This window comes from Vibrio sp. 05-20-BW147 (assembly GCF_013369385.1).
Taxonomy (GTDB): Bacteria; Pseudomonadota; Gammaproteobacteria; order Enterobacterales; family Vibrionaceae; genus Vibrio; species Vibrio floridensis.
Genome location: NZ_SZTO01000014.1, coordinates 90220 through 110672, shown reverse-complemented (window position 1 = coordinate 110672; position 20453 = coordinate 90220). Strand labels below are relative to the sequence as shown.

The following is a 20453-nucleotide window of genomic DNA, read 5'->3' as shown; positions in this document are numbered from 1 at the left end:
GCCCCAGAGAGCTGGGGCATTCTTATTGTTAAACATATTAGCGTTTGCGAGTTTTAAACTGTGCAACTGCGACATCCATCGAATGAGCTTGAGAGGAGACTAAATCGACTTCTTTTAAACACTCTTGTGCAGAATGCATATTGTTTTCAGAGATGGTGTTCAACTCTGTGATAGAGCCACTGACTTGGGTCATCACCACGCCTTGTTCTTCAATCGCAGAGGCAATGCGTTCTGAGTTCGCTTGAATAGTCGTCATATCTGAAATGATTTGTCTGAGGCTCGAATCGAGTTTCTCAGAGGCATGCAAAGTGTCTTGCCCTTGCTCATTACACTGGTCGATATCTGCAACCACTTTAGCCATTTGTGACTGGATAGCAGACACCACTTTGGTTATTTCTTCTGTCGATTGGTGGGTACGGCTGGCCAGTGCACGAACTTCGTCTGCAACCACGGCAAAACCACGACCTTGCTCTCCTGCGCGAGCGGCTTCGATCGCTGCGTTAAGCGCGAGTAAGTTGGTCTGTTCTGCAATACCTTGAATGATCACCACGGCGCCACCAATTTTTTCAACATGCCCGTTAAGTGAACCGATAGACTGTTGACTGTTGGCAAGAATCGCTGTCAGTTGATCAATATTCTTCACTGTCGATTCCACCACATGGCGACCAGACTCAGCATTACGTGCAGCTTGCTGTACCCCTTCAACCGCGATATTGGTGCTTTCAGATATTTCACCAATAGTAGCGACCATCTCTTGAACAGACGTCGCCATGGTATTGGTGTGGTCGGCTTGGACATGGAACTGTTCGATTACACCTTCTAGCTCATCATGCATATTGCTGGTGCTACGGGTCAACTGAGAGGATTTTTCTTGAGAGCTAAAGATCAACTGCTCGATTTTTTCCAACAAAGTGTTGAAGTGCTGACCAATCATCACCAGTTCATCTTTCCCTTTCAACTGACTGCGTAAGCCGATGTTGTTGGTTTCACAAATAGACTTAATCGTTGTTGATAGGACTTGGACTTGATTATTGATCGAGCGAGAAATCTGCAAGATGACGATGATGAGCACAGCCAATAAGCTAAAGGTAATCACGTTCTTGACCACTACCATCTCTTTTTCTTGCGACACGTTTTCTTCATTAAGCGCTTTTGAAAAAGAATGGAAACCTTCTTCTACTTGGTGAGAAAGATTACGCACTTCACCAAGCAAGCCTTTGTTGTATGCAACACCAATCAGCACGTGTTGATCGGCGACTCGTTTTGCTGAATTCGTCAGCGCTTGGGTGTCACTAATTCCAGTGAGCAAGTTTGGTTGCATGTCCCCTTGTAACGTAGCAATGTTGAAGTCAATCAGTTTTAAGAGCTGATCAGCATCAGCGTTATCTTTCACCTTGTTCAATTCAACAAAATACTGAGCCAATAGGCCTTGTTGATCACTCAGACCCAACGTTTGAGATGCAGCAACAAGTTTTTGGAAACCTTTTTGATACTGTATAAGGTCCTGCCTGAATTGTGCACTTGAAGGTAAGTTGTTGTTACTTAAAATTCGCGCAAGCTGCTTTTCTGTTGTTAGGAATTCATCCACATTTTTATCGAAGGAACTTAAGTACTTCGCGTCACTACGTAACAAGAAGTCTTTTTCATTACGACGAAGGTTGAGTAGGCGAATTTCCAAGTCACTGACCAGTTTTATCGCTTGTTGTAACTGATTCGATTTGTCCACAAAGTGGTTTGAAGTAAAAAGAAGGGTAATGATCCCTAAAATTGCAATTGAACCCAGAGCATAGAGTTTCTGCTTGATAGTCATACTGAACACCTTATATATGAAAGCAGTATATATTTTTGCGTGATTATACAGTATCCAACTTCAATTGATTTAATTATTATTAACAAATTTTGTGACTCGCTGTGATTTTTTACCTAATAAATATCTTTTTAAACCAGTAGTTTATCGATGGTCGCACCGTGGCATATTTCACTAACACCAACGCATATAAGCCGAGCGTTTGGTGGAATGTTTCTTTTGTTATGGTTGTTGGCTTAAGTATAGAATTGACTACCCAATTTCACAAAAACAGACGTTACCTTGATGAGTACACATTTTCTAACTCGCTATGCGGGATTTATTTTTGACATGGATGGCACCTTAATCGATACGATGCCAGCGCACTTGAAAGCGTGGGAGCTAACTGCACAGCATTTTCGTTTTCCCTTTGAGCCGTCGTGGATACACAGCATGGGTGGGATGCCAAGTTTTAAGATCGCTTCAGAGATCAACGATAAATATGGCCTGTCGCTCGTTCCTATGGCGGTATCAAAATTCAAAATGTCGGCGTTTGCTGAACTGGAGTTTCATGGTGATAACATCGATTGCACCCATGAAGTGTTGGAACGCTATCAAGGAAAAAAGAGAATGGCGGTCGGCACGGGCAGTCAACGTGACAGTGCCATGCATTTATTGGGTAAAGCGAATCTATTAGATAAGTTGGATGCCGTGGTTAGCGCTACTGATGTCGAAAATCACAAACCATACCCCGATACTTTTCTGTTGGCTGCGCAAAAGTTAGCGTTAGCACCAAGTGAATGTGTCGTGTTTGAAGATACCGAGCTCGGAAAACAAGCGGCTCATGCGGCAGGAATGGACTGCGTGATGGTGGAAAACGGTGGGTTAGTATTCTACCCCGTACAGTGAAAATAGAAACGAAAAGTGCCACTCCAAAAAGTGGCACTTATATTGATTGCTCGGCTTAGGCTAACTACTGTATTTCGATCAGTTCCACATCAAAAACCAATACGCTTGCCGGCGGAATCGGACCAGAACCGCTTTTGCCATAACCCAACGAACTTGGGATAAACAAACGAACTTTTTCACCTTCAACCATGTACTGAAGGCCTTCTTGCCAGCCTTTGATCACTTGGTTGAGGTTAAAGGAAATGGGTTCTCCGCGTTCAACAGAGCTGTCAAAAACAGTACCGTCTATCAGCATGCCATGATAATGCACTTTCACACGGCTTGATGCCGTTGGATGTTTTTCGCCGTGACCTTTTTGTAATACTTGGTATTGCAACCCACTTTCTGTGGTGACGACTCCATCTAGCTTACTATTTTCCAGCAGGAATGTTTGACCTTTTTCGAAGTTAACTTCTGCGGCTTTGTGGTTGTTCCAAGTGCGATAAATCATAAATGCAGCAAGAACAAAAATGATGATTGGTAAAATTAATTTAGACACTAAATACCCCTATAGGTTTATGGTTTAGTAAGCAAAAACTGAATGGTCTTGCCAATGTCTTCGGCGTTTTGATGGCCTGATGTGATCACCTGATATTTTCCATTCACGATAAAAGTGGGTACTGAGTTGATCTGTGCGGCCTGTGAAATCTCATCTGCGTGTTGGAACAACTCAAACATTTTGTCTTGCTGAGCTTTTTCAAGTTGGTATGGACTAACCAAACCACGTTTTTCAAAAGCGGCTTCGAGCGCTTGCTGTTTTTCAACCCCAGAAACTTCCGGCCCCATTTGGACTGCGGCAAAAAGCTCATTCATAAAGTCGTGATCTGGGATGTCATTTAGCTGCATCACCGCGGTGTAGAAGATGAAGGCGCTGATTTGAGCGCTGTCGTTGAAGGTAACATGCAGTTTGCCAAACGTTTTGCCCGTTTGTTCTTGTAACTGCGGAATAACACCTTCCATTGTTCGACAATGGCCACAAGTCAGTGCGAAGACTTCAGTCACCTCAGGTAGTTGATAACTCGTTAAAGATTTCGCCAAAGTTTTGTACTGAACGCCTTCAGTGGGTTGGTTACTGTCACTACAAGCGGTTAACGCTAGCGCGGCCAGCAAAAGAAGTGAGATTTGCTTAATTTGTTTTAGCATAATCAACTCAGTGTAATAGTAAGTAGACCTCATTCTAGCGGCTAACATTGTGCTCGAAAACCGCTATTTATGGATAACTTGCACTTTGAAACAATATGTAAGTAAACGGCGTACTTTTGTACAAGTAAGATAGCTAAACTAAAGAATTTCTAAAGATTTCTACTTTTGGTCGATACTATACTCAGAGGACAAATTGAGGTGTTGGGTTGAACTGATGAAAAAACGTATTTTGTTTGCATGTGTTTTGCTATCGGGTTGCAGTAATTTGATTGTCCCCCCCAATATGCTCGATACCGCTCCCAAAACAGAAGCTGAACTGATCTATCCTGAATGGGGTGGAGAAACGCCTAAAGAGGAGCCAGTAGCACCGCCAACTGTGATGCCAGCAAAACAAAATTTTGATTCATTGCAAGATTTCCTCAAGCAAAATGCCATTGAATATCAAGTGTTGCCTGGGGATCACTTGATGATCCATTTAACGGAAACCATCCACTTTAAGACGGGCTCCGCAGAAGTCTCTCCCATTTCAGCAAGATGGATAGGATTGCTCGGTAGCTATTTAAACAGTCGTAATGACGTAGATGTGGTCATTGATGGGCATGCCGACAGCACAGGCACCTCTGGTTTTAATAACACTCTGTCAGAAAAGCGTGCGGGTGAAGTGAAAAAGCAACTCTTGATGTCGAGAGTGCCCGAACATCGTGTTTATACGCGCGGATATGGCGAATATCTTCCTGCCTGCAGTAACAGCTCTATCAACGGCCGAAAATGCAATCGCCGTGTCGAACTGATGCTGATTGTAACCAAATAACGCGGCTGTAGTACAAGCCAAAATAAGACGAAAAAATGGCAAAAGGCACTTAACGTGCCTTTTTTATTATGCGTTATGGGAAAAACGATTAAGGGAAGGTTTTCTCTAAGTACGCCACGATATCGCTCGACTCATACATCCAACGAGTTTGCCCATCTTGCTCTATCCTTAAACACGGCACCTTGATTCTGCCACCACCTTGTTCTAGCTCTTGTCGGTGGATTAGGTTATTTTTTGCGTCTCGCAGTTCCACATTCACAGACTGTCTCTTCATTGCTCTGCGTACTTTTACACAAAAAGGGCAGGCTTCAAATTGATATAAGCTTAGGTTTTGGGCTTGACTGTCCACCAACGCCTGCGCTTCTTTAGAGCGTTTCACGCCTTTAGGAGAGAATAGAGCGTTAACCAACAAGATAGTTTTGCCTAAAAACCAACGAATGAATTGCATAACAGACTTTCCATAGTAAAAAAAGTGGAAAGTCTATCAGGCTTTGGATTGTTATCAAACCTGTGTCGTTATGAGAATAGGGCGTTAACGATACGTTGCCAAAGAGTCAGCTTTGCATCGTGGCGTTGAAAAAGAGTTTTTCCTTGATAAAAAGCGTGCATCAGTTCAGTTCGCACCACGTCAGGCGTGGTACCGAGGAATGGAGCAAGTTGCATCGCACTTTCTGCCGCATGATCGTTAGCAAGGCTAAAATCCATGTTCAAGCGCCCCTGAACAAAGGCCCAAAGCGTGGAAACCATCAACAGATCATGCAAGTCAACATCATGAAATTTATCACTGAACGCTTCGCCGACCGATTTATCAAAGACGTCGCGCATTGAGTGGCGACTTTCTTTGTTGGTCGTAAATTGAGCTAGGGCTTCTATGTGTGCTTTAGTGAGTACTCCAAGCAGAAGTAGGGCGACAGAGGTCTCTGGCTTATTCTCACGAACGCGCATAAATAGGGCATTTTGCGCGTCGCAAAAACGGTGCAGGGTGTCTGAATTTTGTTCAACATACTCAAGCGTACAAGCGCCTAGTTCAGTCAGAGCTTGCTTTATTTCACTCATGGTGCTGCAGTATTTCCCAATCGACTTGCTGATGGAAATTTTCACCATCGATAAATAATGAGTTGCCGCTGATCATCACTGACAGTGAGCTACCGCGCTGCAGTTTATCTGCCAATTGCTCAATGGCTTCTGGTGAAAATTGGAAAACTGACGCTTTCAATTGTTGGTACTTACCTTTATTTTTTTCCCACCAGACGGAAGACTTAGCGTTAAAACTGTAAACCGACACTTGTTTAGCTTGACGTGCGGCTTTCTTGATACGGTCCGCCTCTGGTTCACCGACATCAATCCAAATAGCAATGCTGTCGTCGAGTTGCTTTTTCCAAATATCGGGCTCTTCGATGGTGGATAGCCCTTTGGTAAAGGTTAATCCTTCTTCTGCATGGAGGCAAAATGCCAGCAATCTTGCGGCTAAGCGGTCTACTTTTTCTGAGGGGTGAAGGGCTGTGGTCAATGAAATCGTCTCAAAGTGATCGCGATTCATATCGGTGAGGTTAATACGAAATTTATAGATGGTTGGTTTAAGTGCCATAGTCGAAATCGTGCTTTTGAGCCATAAAAATAGCCAGCACTATGGCTGGCTACCGTAAAAATGTCCAGTCTAATTAAAGCACTGTGATCTCTTCTGCCTGAGGACCTTTTTGACCTTGAGAGACAACGAAAGAAACTTTCTGTCCTTCAGCTAGTGTACGGAAACCGTCACTTTTGATTGCAGAGAAGTGTGCAAAAACGTCCGGGCCGTTTTCTTGCTTGATGAAGCCAAAACCTTTAGTTTCGTTAAACCATTTTACGGTGCCGGTTACTGTGTTAGACATGTGTAAATCCTATCTTCTATAAATTCTATTGAGTCGAGTTAGCGACTCTATTACATGGAGAAATTAAACGTTTTGTATCGCACAAGCCGAGAATGTCAAGTAATCCGGCAAATGCGTAAAACAAAGGCTTTATTTCCAACCAAGCAAGAGTCTAGGAGATCGGTTGCAGGAGTCAACGGATCGCTTGAGGGAAAGTTTGAATCTTTGTAGCGAATCACTCTTTTGTTTCCAATTATTTAGTCTTTTTCCAGAATAAGAGAACCCGAAATCGAGACTTGTTACTTAGATGGACATATTTAGGACGTTTTTTCTAAATTTGATGCTAGCTTGTCGGTCCAGTATCTGCAGAAATCAAGAGCAAGAATTCCTTTATGAACCATTGACAGCGCACTTACTTTGCCTTTCAATAGCGACGTTTTTATAAACGTTTAATCAAAAAACTGAGGTAACCATGACTAAGCAAAGTGAACGCCTCCCGCAGTTCAGTGAAAAGACTGAATTTGGGCGAGGAGTGATTAAAGATAACGCATTAAAAGCGGTAGTGACCAGCCAGCTGTTTAGAACCAGAGTGGTTAAAGCGAAAAAAGGAAAAGGAAGTTTCCAAAGAAAAGCAAAGCATAGTGGTAAAGAGCCCTATTCAAAGATGATAAGAGTATCACTTTTGAATAGGGCTCTTTCTTTATAGATGTTTAGTGTTCAATTTTTGGCGAGTAAATGGCGTAAGCGGTAATTTGTCCGGCAACGATGGCTGAAAACATAAAGAGCGCGGAAAGGCCAATACTCGGAATCGGTAGTATGGATTGCTCAAACACCGATTGGCTCGCGCTGATCAACACTCGGCTGCCGGGTACCAAAATAATAATGCCTTGCACAATATAGATAGAGCCAGTGAGCTCCATTTTTTTCGCTAGCCAAGTCCCGTACAAAGTAATCAACACGGTTGTTACCCACGTTCCGACAACCCAACCACTTTCAAAGCCTAAGTAGAATGGTCCCCACATCCCCAGCATCGCCACTGGTAAACCGAGCACAATATCAAGAGGTCGTGCGTTAAACAGAATACCAAGTGAGATCGAGAGCAAAAATAGCCCAAAGATGTGCATCCACATGGGCACTTCGTTGGTATAGGAAATCGATGCGGCTTGCCCCCAAATGGCTTCACCGATGTTCAGTCCCATCACTATCCCGACGAACAGTTTGATCAGTGTGAGTGCACTTTGCCCGAGCAAACTAGTGCCGGAGATTAAATCGTTAAACGCTAGACACTCTAGTGAGTTAGCAATAGATAGCCCCGGTACGAAGAGAATTACGGCAGCCACGCACAACGCCCAAACGGGTATCGGCAGTCCGGTGTTGGCAAGATAGGCGACAAAGATACCAGTGATGAGCGATGAAAAAAATTCCACTGCAATCGCTCGACGCGAGTGAAACACCTGCTGGCATAACCAAACAAGCAAGCCAAGAATAAAAGCAAAACCAACCGCTTCCAATGTGCTACCCACCAACATCAGATATGCTGGAGGAATGCCCATGTTCGCCATCGCAATCACCCATTTGGAATAGCCGACTGGCTCAGGGACGGGTTCATTGCTCGGCTGATTGATACGGATAATGGTGTTGGCTAACAAGCTTAGATTAATGGACGCAGGTTTTAGGCGTTTCATGACAACGGTATTGTTGTCATCTGAAAATTGATAGTTGATCGCGGTCGGTGTTGCTTGGATCATCACCTCAATCCCATGCTTTTGCGCATAATATTGTGCGTATTTTTCTACTTTGTAGGGAGCGCATCCACTGCGATGGAGGGTGTCGCCAATCTCAACGATTTTTTTAATTCGATACTGCGAGGACATGTTAATTTCTAAGGCCAGAAAAAGTGGCCATAAAGTAGCAGAGACGTTAACAGGAAGCGAGATCTTAAACTCGATTTTGGTACAAAATAAATGATCAATGTCGCTATGGTTGAAACAACCCAAAACACATTTTTCACTGTGTTCTCAACAAAAAGAAAATGAATGCTTAAATTAGAAGTAAACTCTTATAGTGGTTATACATTTTTCTACAGCGAAAGGCAGATCTAACAAGATGAATTTACGTGTTTTGCGGCTTTTGATTATTGGCTTTTTGTTGCTTGCTCACAATCCGAGTTACGCGTTGGAGAAAGAGTCGAACAGGCTTAAAGTCGCAAACTCTAAAGCGTGGAAGCCTTTTTCATACATCGCAGAAGATGGAAAGCCAAGAGGGATTTTGGTTGATTTATGGCAGCTTTATGGCGAAAAAAATGGCCTTGAAATAGAGTTTGTTTTATTGGATTGGGCCGACTCGCTGAAAGCGGTCGAGGACGGCCGTGCAGACGTGCATGCAGGGATGTTGTGGTCAGAGCCTAGGGAAAAACGTTTTGACTTCGCAGATTCGATAATGACGATTAATACCCAACTTTATTTGAGCCAACGTATCATCACCACAGATTTAAACGCATTTTTGTCCGGTGCAGAGACTCGAAGTGTTGGGGTGGTAGAAGGAGGGTATGAAGAACATTATGTAGAAACTCATTTTCCTCAGTTGTCGTTAGCTCGCTTTAAAAATAATCGTTTGATGATGGAAGCCGCTTTTCGAGAAGAGATTGATGCGTTTGTCGCTGATCTGCAAGTGGCCAATTTCTATATGTACACCACAGCTCGCTCAGTGACCTTCATTCCCGTTTTGTTCTTGTATTCTGGTGATATTCGCCCCGCTGTTGCCGAAGGGAGTTCACTATTAACAAGCGTGAATAGAGGCTTTAAAGTTGTTGGTCAGGAAGATATTGAACGCACCATTAATAGCTGGATCAGTATACAGACGGTTTATCCAAAATATCTTCTTCCTAGCATAGTTGGCGCATTTATTCTTTTCTCAGTCGCGTACATTGTTGTTTTAAAGAAAACTGTAAAATCACGAACCTATGAGCTAGAAGTGGCAAATCAAAATCTCTTGTCTTTATCTCAGCAAGATTATTTGACAAAAATCAGCAATCGGCGCCATTTCATGAACCAGTTACAACAGTTACAACCGAGTGATTCCTCAGTGTCAGTGTTGGTTTTTGATATTGATGACTTTAAAAGCATTAATGATAATTACGGTCACGCTGCCGGTGATGTGGTGATTCATGGCGTCGCTCAAGGTTTGCTTGATATCTTGCCTCAAGGTGCGCTTTATGCTCGTGTCGGAGGTGAAGAGTTTGCGGTTGTTGTTTGTAAACTCAGCTTCTCGGAAGCTCAATCGTTGGCGGAAAAAATTTGCCAGAGAGTAGCTATGTTGGTGTTTGACGATTTTTCTGCTGCAGTTACCATTAGCTTAGGCTGTGCGTATTACCCTGAGCTGAAAGGCTCTGTCGATTTAGGTATGGCGGATAAGCTAATGTATCAAGCTAAAAATTCAGGAAAGAACCAAGCATGTGCGGCAAAAATCCCCAATAAACATTGTCAGTAGACACGACATCTGTGTCAGTCGAGAATCGCTGCCGCGTTTGAAACTTTGTGATAGAGTGCATTTACTCTGTTTTCTCCCACATCAGTTTTCCTATGTTATCGAATTTGAAGTCAGCGTTTCCCCTTGGCGTCCGCTACATGATTCTATCGGCTTTGGGCTTCGCTCTAATGTCTGCCAGTGTTAAGTACGTGAGTGTGCACGGTATTCCTTTGTTTGAAATTGTCGCGGCCCGAGCTTTGGTTTCACTAATCATCAGCTATCTGGATGTCAAACGAAAAGGGATATCAGTTTGGGGGAACAACAAACGCTGGTTGTTTGCTCGCGGGGCGGTCGGAACGCTCGCTTTGATGTGTGTCTACTATGCCGTAACGGCATTACCTTTGGCGGAAGCGACCATTCTTCAGTACGTACACCCCGTTTTCACTGCGTTACTGGCGGTACTCTTTTTGAAGGAGCGTGTACAGCCTGCAACCCTTGCGTGTATCACGCTTTGCTTATTAGGGGTTTTCACCATGGTTTACCCAAGCTTTGATGCATCGGGTGTCGGTGAGTTACCGATGTTGAGTGTGGGTATTGCGCTATTGGGGGCGTTTGGCAGTTCGATTGCCTACGTGATTGTTAGGAAACTGAGTCGCACAGAAGACAGCTCTGTTATCATTTTCTATTTTCCTTTAGTCGCACTGCCAGTGTCAGCCATGCTCATTGGTGACGACTTTGTTGTGCCCGATATTACTCTGATTTTGATACTGATTTTGGTGGGTATCTTCACTCAAATTGGCCAGTTTGGTCTTACCAAAGCGATGCAAACCCAAACGGCGGGTAATGCCTCTGCTTATTCTTACGTACAGATCGTTTTTTCCGCTTTGTTAGGCGTCGTACTGTTTAATGAAGTTCCCTCAATCTGGACGTTGTTGGGTGGTTCATTGATCGTAACAGGTGCTTTGATCAACGTATTTGGGCCAAAATCCAAGTGGCTGGCAAATCGCTAGCTACTTGAGGAGAAAAGAAGAATGCGACAGCCAGATCTGCCATTTTGTAGCACTGTGTTTTAAACGCGTTGGGTTAGGTGGATCTGACTCTCATTGTTCTTCTTTGAGAGTAGGTTCTTATCGACTCTGTTGGGGAATGTGCTACTAATTCAGTCTGTTGCAGCATGGTGAAAGAACAGGGTGGAGAATGATTTCATTACAGGGTCACATAATTGTTGACAAAGCCGAGCTAGAGAAGGTGATACAGGCACTGCCTCTACACATGGAACTCACACGCAAGGAACCGGGCTGCTTAACGTTTAGTGTAAGCCAAGATCCTGTCAATCCTTGCTTGTTTCACGTCGAGGAAACATTCACCTGTCAGTTTGCTTTCGATGAGCATCAACGACGCACAGCCATTTCTGCTTGGGCCGAAATTACACGTTCGGCAAAACGTTGTTATCAAGTGTCTTACCAAACTCAAGTTACACCAAGGGCACGTCGCTACGACATCATTGGTGCGCCATTCAATCAGCTTGGTTGTTACGTTACCAATCAGAACCCTGTCGAGCAATTTCGCCAGTTTGATGACAAAACAGGGCTAGGCTTATCTCAGTGGATGGCGATTCGCAATGATCGCTGGGATGCGGATATCAACGATTGCGGGGATGTTGTCGCTTCTTCCGATGTACTCAATATGTTGGCATCCAATAACAAAGAGCAAGCCTTGGCTTTTTATAGCAGCGAGTTACAACAGAAGCTGCTTAAAAGCTATCAGCAGGGTCGAGTACCGATTACGATTGGCGGCGATCACTCGATTGCGGTCGGCACGGTACAGGCCACGCTCAATTACTATCAACACCAACAAGAGAAGCGAGTTGCGGTGATCTGGGTTGATGCACATGCAGATTGCAACAACCAGTTGGCGAGTAATCTTCATGGTAAGCCCATCGCGCTGCTGATGAACGAATATCCACATAATGGCTGGCAGATCGAAACATCATCCACCTTGTCGCCCAGCGATGTTTACTTGATTGGTGTAAGGGATTTAATGCCAGCGGAACAACAATTGATGACCCAATGGCAAATCTCCCATTATTCTATGGATATGATTGAGCAGAAGGGTATCCACACCATCATCGATACACTGCTGACTCATCTTGATCGTCATTATGACCACATCTACTTGAGTTTTGATTATGATGCGTTGGATGGCGCGCAATTTCGTGCTTGTGCCACACCGAATGTCGGTGGGTTGTCAGCGCGAGAAGCGTTGTATCTGGTGAGAGCTGTAGCGGCCCACCCAAAATTTGTTGGAGCGGACTTTGTTGAATATCTGCCTGAGCTGGATGACTCAGGGGTATCAAAAGAACTGATGATTAAATTGATCGACAGTGTTTGGGGTTTTAGGCAGTAGCGACACAATGATAACGTTGGAAAGGACAACAAATGTACACAGAGCAAGAACAGCAAACCATTGATATTGTTGAGCGACAACTCGAAGCATACAACCGCCGTGATATTGAGGCCTTTGCAGCCACGTATCACCCAGAGGTTGAAATTGCCCATTTTTCAAAAGGGTTGCTTTATTCGGGTAGGGAGACCTTGATCAAACGTTATGGCGAGAAGTTTGGCGGGTTAACGTATTTACGTGCGACCTCGTTAAAACGTATCGTTCATGAGCAATATTTGGTCGACCATGAGTTGGCGGAATCTTCAGATTTGGCAAGTCGGGAAATAAACCGCAGCATTAAGGTGGTGGCCGCTTATGAAGTGGAAAATGGACTGATTAAACGCGTCGCGTTCATGGGATAAAAAATGGGTGTTCATTCGAACACCCAAGATCATTTAGCGTTAGCGAGACATTACTTTTTACGGCAGTATTCCGCGATAACGTACATAGATTGGCCGCCATTCACTTTACCAGAAACCAATTTAGGATCGTCACTTAGGCTAATGCCACGGATAACGGTACCTTGTTTGATAACTTGGTTAGTGCCTTTGATTGGCAGATCTTTGATAACCGTAACATCGTCGCCTTTTTTCAGTTCAGCGCCGTTACAGTCAACGGTTTTGTCGTCCGCAGACATTCCTTTCATAGCCCAAGTCTTGATCTCTTCTTCCATGTACATCATGTCAAGAGCGTCTAAAGCCCAGCTTTCAGAGTTTAGGCGAGTCAATTGGCGCCATGCAGTCACTTGTACCGCAGGAACCTGGCTCCACATGCTGTCAGTAAGGCAGCGCCAGTGATTAATGTCTTTTGGCTCATCGATTTCACCTAGGCACTTGTCACAAACCATGATAGCTGTGTCAACGGTCACGTGACCGTGAGGCGGCACTGCATAAGCAGTAAGCGAAGATTCAGAAGAACACAATTCACATTTAGACTGGCAACGATCCAGCAGAGTTGCTTCGATAGACATAAGAACTCACCTTAGTAGTATTAACTTGAGGCGGTATTATCCACTTTATCCTGAGAATTAAAAGGGTCTTCGCCAATTAAAGTGGGGGTTTTACAATAATCTAACCCAAATGGAAGATTCAATTTAAGCCATGAACGTCCGAGATATATAACATCTAATAAAATGCCCAGTGTTATAGAAACACTGGGCACTAACTTAACCGGGTTATTGTTGAATTATTTGCTTGCGTCCAACCACCCTGCGTTGACTGCTAATGAACCGTCACTGTTGCCTTTGGTGAGCGTAAACTGAACGATTTGTGAACTCATTTCACCGTGAGCTGCAGTTTCGTCAGCCGATCCGGGTGCAATCACCGTAGAGTGGGCTGCGTTAGATGATGCATCAAAGTATGAAGCAACACGCGGACCAGAGGCATCAGTCGCTGTATTTGCTAATCCTAGTTTCTTAAACAATGGCTCTGTGCCTGCGGTCGGAATTTTCGACACTTTATTGGGAATGGTCGCATCGCCATTGGATTGAATGCCCAACAAAGAGCCGCTCACTTGAGAAGCCATATTGAATGGGTCAACGTTGTCCAATACGGTCTGCGCAGCGTATGTAAATGAGGTCAATGTACTATCGATTTCACTTTTCGTTTCGGCATCCGCCGCGCTGTAGAAGTTGTTGAAACAAGTGCCAGGATCGTCTTTGGTCGGACATGTATTCGCGTAGTAATTTAAGTAACTTGGAATTGCCGCCGCAGTGATGCTGTGCTTGATGATTGGTGAAAATGAACCAGACTCAAACAAAAATGGTGCAATACCGCCACCTGGATTGGCTAATGTTGCTGTCTGGTAAGCAAACATCGGATCAATCGCTGGATTGATCGAGGTATTCGCAACAGCATAGCTACTGATGCCAGTAATGCCACCGATAGAATGACCAATCAGAGAAACATCCGCCTGATTGACTGTCTGGAAAGCGACTTCTGTTGGATTTACGTAATTGAGTGCGTATCTCAGTCCTAAACCGTCTATTGCGCCTTGACGAATGTTGTCTCTTGCCACTGGCAAGTATTCAAGATTCATAAAGACAGTCGGTGTCTGGGGCGTCGTTACGGTTCCATCGGACAAAGCACGTTGACCATGCAATGGCTGATCGATAGCGATTAATGCATACGGGGTTTTGCCCGTTTGAATCGCGGTACTGATGTGGCTCAGTGCTAATGCATAAGCACTTTCCTTCAGGTTGGTGATTCCGTGCTGGTATTGCAGTAGTGGTACATTATCTGCGCCAGCTCCCTTAGGAACAAACATGATGAAAGGCACTTCTTTGACAGCACGGATCTGTGGTACTGCACTGTATCTGGTCATAATTCGATCGGCGTCAAGCTGAGTACCATCGGCTAATGTCAGTTTCGCTCCCACAAGCAGCGCTTGGTGTTGCGCGGAGTAAAGCTGATCTGGGAGAACAGTAAAACCTAAATCGCTTAACTGACGGATGATTTCAGCCTTATCTGCGTCAGAGCCTGAACTCAAGGTCTTTAGAATCTTAAATACACTTGGCATACCGCTACGCCAAGGAAGCGTCTTCCATTCTTTACCATCAACTTGATCACTCAGGAAGTAGGGCAGTTTGACTGTACCACGAAACACTTGAATGGAATCGAGTGTCGGTGCGGCCGCTGCTAACGTCTCGTAACTGGCTTTTAACGCACTTGCCTGCTCGTCACCAAATGCCGTTTTGAAGAGTGGATCATTAGTGACTGCTGTGCCGAAATCGGCACCGACATCGTCTGCATCAATGCTGTAAAGCGAGTTGAGATCGTCAACTGAGAGGTTGTTTGGGTTCGCGGTGCCTTTCCAAACACCAGCCGGCTTAACAGCAGGATTCACTGAGGCAGCTATCGCTGCTTTTGTTCCCTGCATTACATTGCCTGCTGACGCAGTCGTAAACCAAGAAGAGTAGACAATTTCATCTTTGTTGGTGACTTGTGCATTATCTTCGAAGGTTTTTTCAATATTCCAGATAATTTTTTGCGGTGTCGCCAACAGACCAGACTGAGCCGTTGAACTCTTCAAGCTTGCATAGGAGCTGGAGGTTCCTAGGGAATTGTTGTTACTGTCTTTAATCGACTCGGTCAGCGCATAAATGTAGTTTGATGCAGGATCCAAACCTTTTAGAGGAACAACGTTAATGCTCTTCAGATCGGTTGTGACCGCAAGAAAATCAACACCTGGGGTTAGGGCCGTGAAATTGCTCATTGCTCCAGTCGCAAGATCGACATCAACCTTAGCCACAAGAACACCATCATTCAGATTTTGGCTAACGGGGTTCATCGAATCGAAGTCACGTAATAGTGTCACTCCTTCAGAAAAATTGAGGTTGATGCTGAAGGGCATAATGGTACTCCAACCATCCGACTCGCCCATTGCAACTTGAGGGTTATCCAAGCCTTTAGAAGAACCCGCACTAATTGGGATATTCAAGGTGTGATCATTGGTATCAAACAGCAAGAAAGAGGGTAGCGGTACCGCCGCAGATGTCCCTTTCAAGGCGAACTTAATTGACGCATCGCGCCCCAACAATTTTTGAACGCTTGGTTCAAAAGTCACTGAACCTGTCGTGCCTGAGCTTTCTGTGTTGTCACCACAACCCGCAAGTAGGATTGCTGAACATAGTAGCGATAATTTAAAGGTATGTTTCATCGTTATACTCCATCAATCCTAATTACTTAAAGGTGTAGTTCATTTGAATCGCGCTGATATAGGCCGTGCCTTCTGCTTCAAACTCAAGCACAGCATCTGCTGCGTTGGTTTCTTTGAATGAACCAGAACGGCTCTTAACCAGTGCAAAGCCCGCGTCGATCGTCATGTTGTCGCTCATCAAGTAAGTTAAGCCTGCGCTGTACCAGAAACGGTCGCTGTCAGGAATGCTGAGGGTTGCTTCACCGGCTTGTTCATCAAATGCTAAGCCTGCGCGAAGAGTCCAGCTTTCGTTCATTTGATAGGTTGCACCAAGTGAATAACGATTGTTGTTTTCGTAATGCTCTGGTTTATAGAAGCATTGACCAGCGGTACCATCGTTACACTGTGGAGACGTTGCCTTTAGCTCGGTGAATGTGCTCCATTCGGTTTGTTGCCAACCGGCGTGCATCGCCCATTGCTCGTTAAATTCATGGTATGCCGAGACTTCAATGATGGAAGGTAGGCTGATCTGTAGACGGCCATCGACTTTAGGGGCTGTGGCGATGCCTGAATCGTAGCTGCTGAATTCACCATCATCGAAATCCAGATCGACTTTGGAACGATAACCCAAACCAAAGCGTGTTTTTTCACTGAGTTCGTAGAGTGCGCCGACATTCCAGCCGTAACCAAAGGTCGTGCCAGTCATGCCGATCAGGTTTTCAGATTTATCAGTCGATCCAAACAGAGGTGCAAGAGAACCCTTGTGACGAGTCAACTCTGCGTGTGCATAAACAAAATTCACACCCGCACCTACGCTCAACGCTTCGTTAACGCGATAGGCGATATTGGGGTTAATCCCCACTGAAACTAACGCCGTATCACCAGCCATGTCGCCAGCCGAAATGTCGTTTGGGTAGTCAGTCGCCACACCGTAGTTAGTAAACATACCAATACCCCATGCCCACTTCTCATTGATAGGGCTGATGTAATAGGCCGCAGGAACAAGTTGCAAAGGCGCAACGTCATCAGATTGTTCGCCATTCGTTTTATCGTAAACATTGACCTCTGGATCAACGATAGACAGAGCACCAGAAAACTGTGCGTTTTCAAATAGTGTCATCGCAGCTGGGTTTCTCGCCAGTACCGAAGCGTTGTCAGCAACAGCCCCTTCACCGGAAAACGCTCGACCAAGACCAGACGCTGAATGTTCCGCAACTTGGAAACCAGCGCCATTAGCATGGCAGGCAAACAATATCGATATCGTCAGCAGAGAGCAGTTCTTCTTGTTCATCCTTGACCCTCCTAGGGTGTGTGATTGTGGACAGATGTCCTTGTAATTGTTGTTTGTTATGAAACTCAACTTATCGAGTTGAGTATTAATTCTATTATGTAACATGAATGTTAATTTAATGTAAGCAAAGGTGTCAAAGTCAGTGTGCTTTTTAAACAGTAAATTTGATGCATGGATCAAGTCAGTATCTCTAAGGCGATGTATTATGGAGATATTTACTCAATGAATGGTTTGACCAGAAATATTTTGATTATTTGATGGGGAAATAGCGTGCTATCTGTTCAAATTGTGCGCTGTTCAGAAGAAGGGATCTTTTAACGCTAATTGTGCGCAGGCATAATGGGGCCTTTGTCTATTTGGATAGCCGAGTTAACGTTGGAATTATTAAATATCGAACTTCTAGGACGCTCATTGAGACTTGAAGGTTCTATGGCGGGCTGGCAGCAGCTTTTTTGGGACAACACACTCGTTTCTCAGCGCGATGCAACGCAAGGGCAGCATTCGGAATTTTCACACCAGTTTGTCTTGATGGCTGGGGAGGAAGAGCTCAGATGTGAGCTGTCGGGTCAGCTTGACTGGCAACCGTTTCTGTTTGACTACCAATGTTTAGTCAATGGTCAAGTGGCAGCCAGTGGTACTAGAAACGAAAAAGACATCGAGCAGCAAGTCCCTGTGCAACCACGCCAAGAAGAGCGCCGTTTTAGTCTTATTGGCTTGATTTCTTTAGGCATGAAAGCATTTAAAAGTGCCAAGATTATCAAAGTTGCCCTTGCTTCAATGAGTTTGGCTGCTTATTCATGGCTGTTTTCATTCCAGTTCGCGCTGGCATTGATTGCTTGTTTAGTGATTCACGAATATGGCCATGTTCGCGCAATGAAATACTTTGGCATGCAGACCAAAGGTTTTTACCTAATTCCGTTCTTTGGCGGTATGGCGCTCAGCGACGATAAGATCAATACCCGTTGGCAGGATGTGGTGATTTCAATTATGGGGCCGTTTTTTGGTCTGATCCTCAGCTTACTTCTGGTGGTGATCTATTGGCTGACGGGCGAGGCTTTTTTTGCTGGGCTGGCGGTGTTTAATGCCTTATTGAACTTATTTAACTTACTGCCCATACTCCCATTAGATGGTGGGCATATTCTCAAAAGCATCACATTTTCGATGAACAGTTGGGTGGGGCTAGTTGGCGGCGTACTCACCGCGGCTGCAGGTGTGTATCTTTCCTATGCGTTAGGTTTAACGCTGTTTGGTTTTCTGCTCATTATGGGGATGTTAGAGATAGTAATGGAATGGCGTGGCCGACATCATAGCCATCTTCTTCCTCTGACGCGTTATGGTCAGTGCTTTGCATTTGCTTGGTATCTTATGTCTGTGGCGGGCTTTGTCGCGATCATCTGGCATTTTGCGGCAACCGGCGATGAATTGATGCGTTTACCGCTATTGATTCTTGGCTCCTAGCCAATCCCTTGCTTCTAGAAAAAAGTCTCGTATTGCCAATAAGAAAGAGCTCCTTCACGGAGCTCTTTACTTTTAAGCTTTACAGCTCGGAGACTTACTTTGGTAAGCGGGTAATTTACTGGCTTTATCCTGCAAATCTTTGATGCGCGTACTGTGAGATGGGTGGGTTGAAAGTAACTCTGGCGGTTGATTTCCGCCTGAGGCTTTCGCCATGTTTTTCCACAGTTCCACGCTCTGTTTTGGATCGAATCCTGCTTTTGCCATGTATTCTAGGCCGACAATATCGGCTTCGGATTCTTGGGTTCGGCCGTAAGGTAAAATTACCCCATATTGCACGCCAACACCCAATGCCGCCATGGTAATTTGTTGATACTGCTTATACTCAGACGCACCGATGGCGACGTTGGCCAACTGCAATCCGGCATTGGCAAGCTGACTTTGAGAGAGACGTTCATTGCTGTGTTCTGCAAGCACGTGCGCCACTTCATGGCCAATAACCGTTGCCAATTGGTCTTGGTTAACCGCGACATTCAGCAAGCCAGTATAAACGCCAATTTTTCCCCCTGGCAGGGCAAAAGCGTTCACTTGGTCACTATCAAATACCACCACTTCCCACTCTTTGAAACCGGGTTGAGGGGGAATGGTGTCGGTAATCGCTTTGGCAACACACTGAACATATTGATTGGTCGCTTTGTTTTGGCTAATCGGAATCTCTTTCTTCATCTGCTCAAAAGAGTTCGCGCCGAGCGTGGACATCTCACTGTCTGAAAACATCAGCAGTTGATTACGCCCGGTAGGGGAAGAAGTGCAAGCAGTAAGCCCAGCAACGGCGATGAGTGCAGAAGCTTTCAACCACGATGACATAACAATCTCCATATCGATAATTTTGGGTATATACTAGCGCCAATTGTAACGGAAATCTGGCAAAAGAATGAGCATTTGGAAAAAACCGATCGATTTAGCGACCCTAAACGCAACCTCAAAAAATACGCTTATTGAACACTTACAAATCGAATACACCGGGTTTACCGAAAACTCTCTGACTGCAACCATGCCGGTTTGCAGTTTTACTCATCAACCACTCGGGATGTTACATGGTGGCGCATCGGTGGTGCTTGCTGAAACACTCGGCTCTTTAGCGGCCAATTTTTGCGTGGGTGCCGGTTCTTATTGCGTTGGGCTTGATATTAATGCCAACCATATTCGCCCGATGCGCAGTGGTTATGTGATTGGTACGGCGACGCCAATCCATCTCGGTGTATCAACGCAAGTGTGGCAAATCACGATTACAGATGAACGTGAGAGATTGGTTTGCACCAGCCGTTTGACCATAGCTGTTAAACAGCACAAAGAGCGTGGTGTTTAATATGGTGATTGAATTTAGCCACGGTAAAATCATCGTCACGCCACATGAAGTCGTTGTGAGGCTGCAAGGTGGTCACAGTGTCACTTTAAGCGCTCAGGTCGATGCTGTTCAACTGATTGGTCGTGGCGCCAATGTTTTGGTGGCGAACGGTGCGGAGTGCAAATGGTCAATCAAGTTAGATTCTGAATCTCAACTCATTGAAATTTCGCAGCAATTAGGCATTGCAATCGATGCGTGAAAATCGTTTGCACTGT

General features: G+C 44.9%; 22 protein-coding genes. 10 read left to right on the top strand and 12 right to left on the bottom strand.

Going from position 1 to position 20453, the window contains the following annotated elements; all coding sequences use genetic code 11:
- Nucleotides 1-37 precede the first annotated feature (37 nt).
- Nucleotides 38-1810: a methyl-accepting chemotaxis protein gene (locus tag FC652_RS14080; protein WP_176299093.1), complete on the bottom strand. Its 1773-nt coding sequence runs from the start codon at nt 1808-1810 to the stop codon at nt 38-40.
- Between the two features lie 282 nt (nt 1811-2092).
- Between FC652_RS14080 and FC652_RS14075 the strand changes: the two genes are divergently transcribed.
- The gene (locus FC652_RS14075; protein WP_176299092.1) at nt 2093-2695 is read left to right on the top strand and encodes a beta-phosphoglucomutase family hydrolase; all 603 of its coding nucleotides are present in this window, start codon (nt 2093-2095) and stop codon (nt 2693-2695) included.
- Between the two features lie 64 nt (nt 2696-2759).
- Here the strand turns inward: FC652_RS14075 and FC652_RS14070 are convergent, their stop codons facing one another.
- Together FC652_RS14070 and FC652_RS14065 are read right to left on the bottom strand one after the other, a co-directional pair.
- Nucleotides 2760-3233, bottom strand: coding sequence for an FKBP-type peptidyl-prolyl cis-trans isomerase (locus FC652_RS14070; RefSeq protein ID WP_176299091.1), 474 nt, complete (start codon nt 3231-3233; stop codon nt 2760-2762).
- A 17-nt stretch (nt 3234-3250) separates the two neighbouring features.
- Nucleotides 3251-3877 carry a thiol:disulfide interchange protein DsbA/DsbL gene (locus FC652_RS14065; protein ID WP_176299090.1) on the bottom strand — a complete coding sequence of 209 codons (627 nt, stop codon included), beginning with the start codon at nt 3875-3877 and terminating at the stop codon, nt 3251-3253.
- 214 nt (nt 3878-4091) lie between these two features.
- Here FC652_RS14065 and FC652_RS14060 point away from each other — a divergent pair, with 214 nt between their 5' ends.
- Nucleotides 4092-4688, top strand: a complete 597-nt coding sequence (locus FC652_RS14060) for an OmpA family protein (RefSeq protein ID WP_176299089.1) — start codon at nt 4092-4094, stop codon at nt 4686-4688.
- An 88-nt stretch (nt 4689-4776) separates the two neighbouring features.
- Here FC652_RS14060 and FC652_RS14055 read toward each other — a convergent pair whose 3' ends face one another.
- From FC652_RS14055 to FC652_RS14040, 4 genes are all read right to left on the bottom strand, one after another.
- The gene (locus FC652_RS14055) at nt 4777-5136 is read right to left on the bottom strand and encodes a glutathione S-transferase N-terminal domain-containing protein (RefSeq protein ID WP_176299088.1); all 360 of its coding nucleotides are present in this window, start codon (nt 5134-5136) and stop codon (nt 4777-4779) included.
- Nucleotides 5137-5204: 68 nt separating this feature from the next.
- Nucleotides 5205-5744: a hypothetical protein gene (locus FC652_RS14050; RefSeq protein WP_176299087.1), complete on the bottom strand. Its 540-nt coding sequence runs from the start codon at nt 5742-5744 to the stop codon at nt 5205-5207.
- Complete coding sequence (locus FC652_RS14045) at nt 5737-6276, bottom strand: YaeQ family protein (RefSeq protein WP_176299086.1); 540 nt, start codon at nt 6274-6276, stop codon at nt 5737-5739. The genes FC652_RS14050 and FC652_RS14045 overlap by 8 nt, the downstream gene beginning before the upstream one ends.
- Nucleotides 6277-6349: 73 nt before the next feature.
- The gene (locus FC652_RS14040) at nt 6350-6559 is read right to left on the bottom strand and encodes a cold-shock protein (RefSeq protein WP_176299085.1); all 210 of its coding nucleotides are present in this window, start codon (nt 6557-6559) and stop codon (nt 6350-6352) included.
- Nucleotides 6560-7010: 451 nt separating this feature from the next.
- On the opposite strand from FC652_RS14040, the gene FC652_RS14035 reads away from it, so the two are divergent.
- Nucleotides 7011-7244 carry an alternative ribosome-rescue factor A gene (locus tag FC652_RS14035; RefSeq protein ID WP_176299084.1) on the top strand — a complete coding sequence of 78 codons (234 nt, stop codon included), beginning with the start codon at nt 7011-7013 and terminating at the stop codon, nt 7242-7244.
- A 4-nt stretch (nt 7245-7248) separates the two neighbouring features.
- On the opposite strand, the gene FC652_RS14030 is transcribed toward FC652_RS14035, so the two are convergent.
- A complete protein-coding gene (locus FC652_RS14030; RefSeq protein ID WP_176299083.1) occupies nt 7249-8412 on the bottom strand; it encodes a threonine/serine exporter ThrE family protein in 1164 nt (387 codons plus the stop codon).
- Nucleotides 8413-8644: 232 nt separating this feature from the next.
- On the opposite strand from FC652_RS14030, the gene FC652_RS14025 reads away from it, so the two are divergent.
- The 4 genes from FC652_RS14025 to FC652_RS14010 all read left to right on the top strand — a co-directional run bounded on the left by FC652_RS14025 (nt 8645) and on the right by FC652_RS14010 (nt 12810).
- Nucleotides 8645-10027 (top strand): sensor domain-containing diguanylate cyclase, encoded by a 1383-nt coding sequence (locus FC652_RS14025; RefSeq protein ID WP_176299082.1) that lies wholly within the window; start codon nt 8645-8647, stop codon nt 10025-10027.
- 92 nt (nt 10028-10119) lie between these two features.
- Entirely contained in the window at nt 10120-11016 is an 897-nt protein-coding gene (locus FC652_RS14020; protein ID WP_060533899.1) for a DMT family transporter, read from the top strand.
- Between the two features lie 187 nt (nt 11017-11203).
- Entirely contained in the window at nt 11204-12412 is a 1209-nt protein-coding gene (locus FC652_RS14015) for an arginase family protein (RefSeq protein WP_176299081.1), read from the top strand.
- Between the two features lie 32 nt (nt 12413-12444).
- The gene (locus tag FC652_RS14010) at nt 12445-12810 is read left to right on the top strand and encodes a nuclear transport factor 2 family protein (protein WP_176299080.1); all 366 of its coding nucleotides are present in this window, start codon (nt 12445-12447) and stop codon (nt 12808-12810) included.
- A 50-nt stretch (nt 12811-12860) separates the two neighbouring features.
- Here the strand turns inward: FC652_RS14010 and FC652_RS14005 are convergent, their stop codons facing one another.
- The 3 genes from FC652_RS14005 to FC652_RS13995 form a co-directional block, all read right to left on the bottom strand.
- Entirely contained in the window at nt 12861-13418 is a 558-nt protein-coding gene (locus FC652_RS14005; RefSeq protein ID WP_038941027.1) for a PhnA domain-containing protein, read from the bottom strand.
- A gap of 215 nt (nt 13419-13633) precedes the next feature.
- Nucleotides 13634-16105: a VolA/Pla-1 family phospholipase gene (locus FC652_RS14000; RefSeq protein WP_176299079.1), complete on the bottom strand. Its 2472-nt coding sequence runs from the start codon at nt 16103-16105 to the stop codon at nt 13634-13636.
- 22 nt (nt 16106-16127) lie between these two features.
- Nucleotides 16128-17375 (bottom strand): outer membrane protein transport protein, encoded by a 1248-nt coding sequence (locus FC652_RS13995; RefSeq protein ID WP_176299078.1) that lies wholly within the window; start codon nt 17373-17375, stop codon nt 16128-16130.
- A gap of 375 nt (nt 17376-17750) precedes the next feature.
- On the opposite strand from FC652_RS13995, the gene FC652_RS13990 reads away from it, so the two are divergent.
- The gene (locus FC652_RS13990; protein ID WP_176299077.1) at nt 17751-18833 is read left to right on the top strand and encodes a site-2 protease family protein; all 1083 of its coding nucleotides are present in this window, start codon (nt 17751-17753) and stop codon (nt 18831-18833) included.
- A gap of 72 nt (nt 18834-18905) precedes the next feature.
- On the opposite strand, the gene FC652_RS13985 is transcribed toward FC652_RS13990, so the two are convergent.
- Nucleotides 18906-19709 carry a M48 family metallopeptidase gene (locus FC652_RS13985; RefSeq protein WP_176299076.1) on the bottom strand — a complete coding sequence of 268 codons (804 nt, stop codon included), beginning with the start codon at nt 19707-19709 and terminating at the stop codon, nt 18906-18908.
- A gap of 55 nt (nt 19710-19764) precedes the next feature.
- On the opposite strand from FC652_RS13985, the gene FC652_RS13980 reads away from it, so the two are divergent.
- Together FC652_RS13980 and FC652_RS13975 are read left to right on the top strand one after the other, a co-directional pair.
- Nucleotides 19765-20199: a hotdog fold thioesterase gene (locus tag FC652_RS13980; protein ID WP_176299075.1), complete on the top strand. Its 435-nt coding sequence runs from the start codon at nt 19765-19767 to the stop codon at nt 20197-20199.
- 1 nt (nt 20200) lies between these two features.
- On the top strand, nt 20201-20437 hold the full coding sequence (locus tag FC652_RS13975; RefSeq protein ID WP_011081223.1) for a DUF3389 domain-containing protein: 237 nt from the start codon (nt 20201-20203) through the stop codon (nt 20435-20437).
- The last annotated feature ends 16 nt before the right edge of the window (nt 20438-20453 follow it).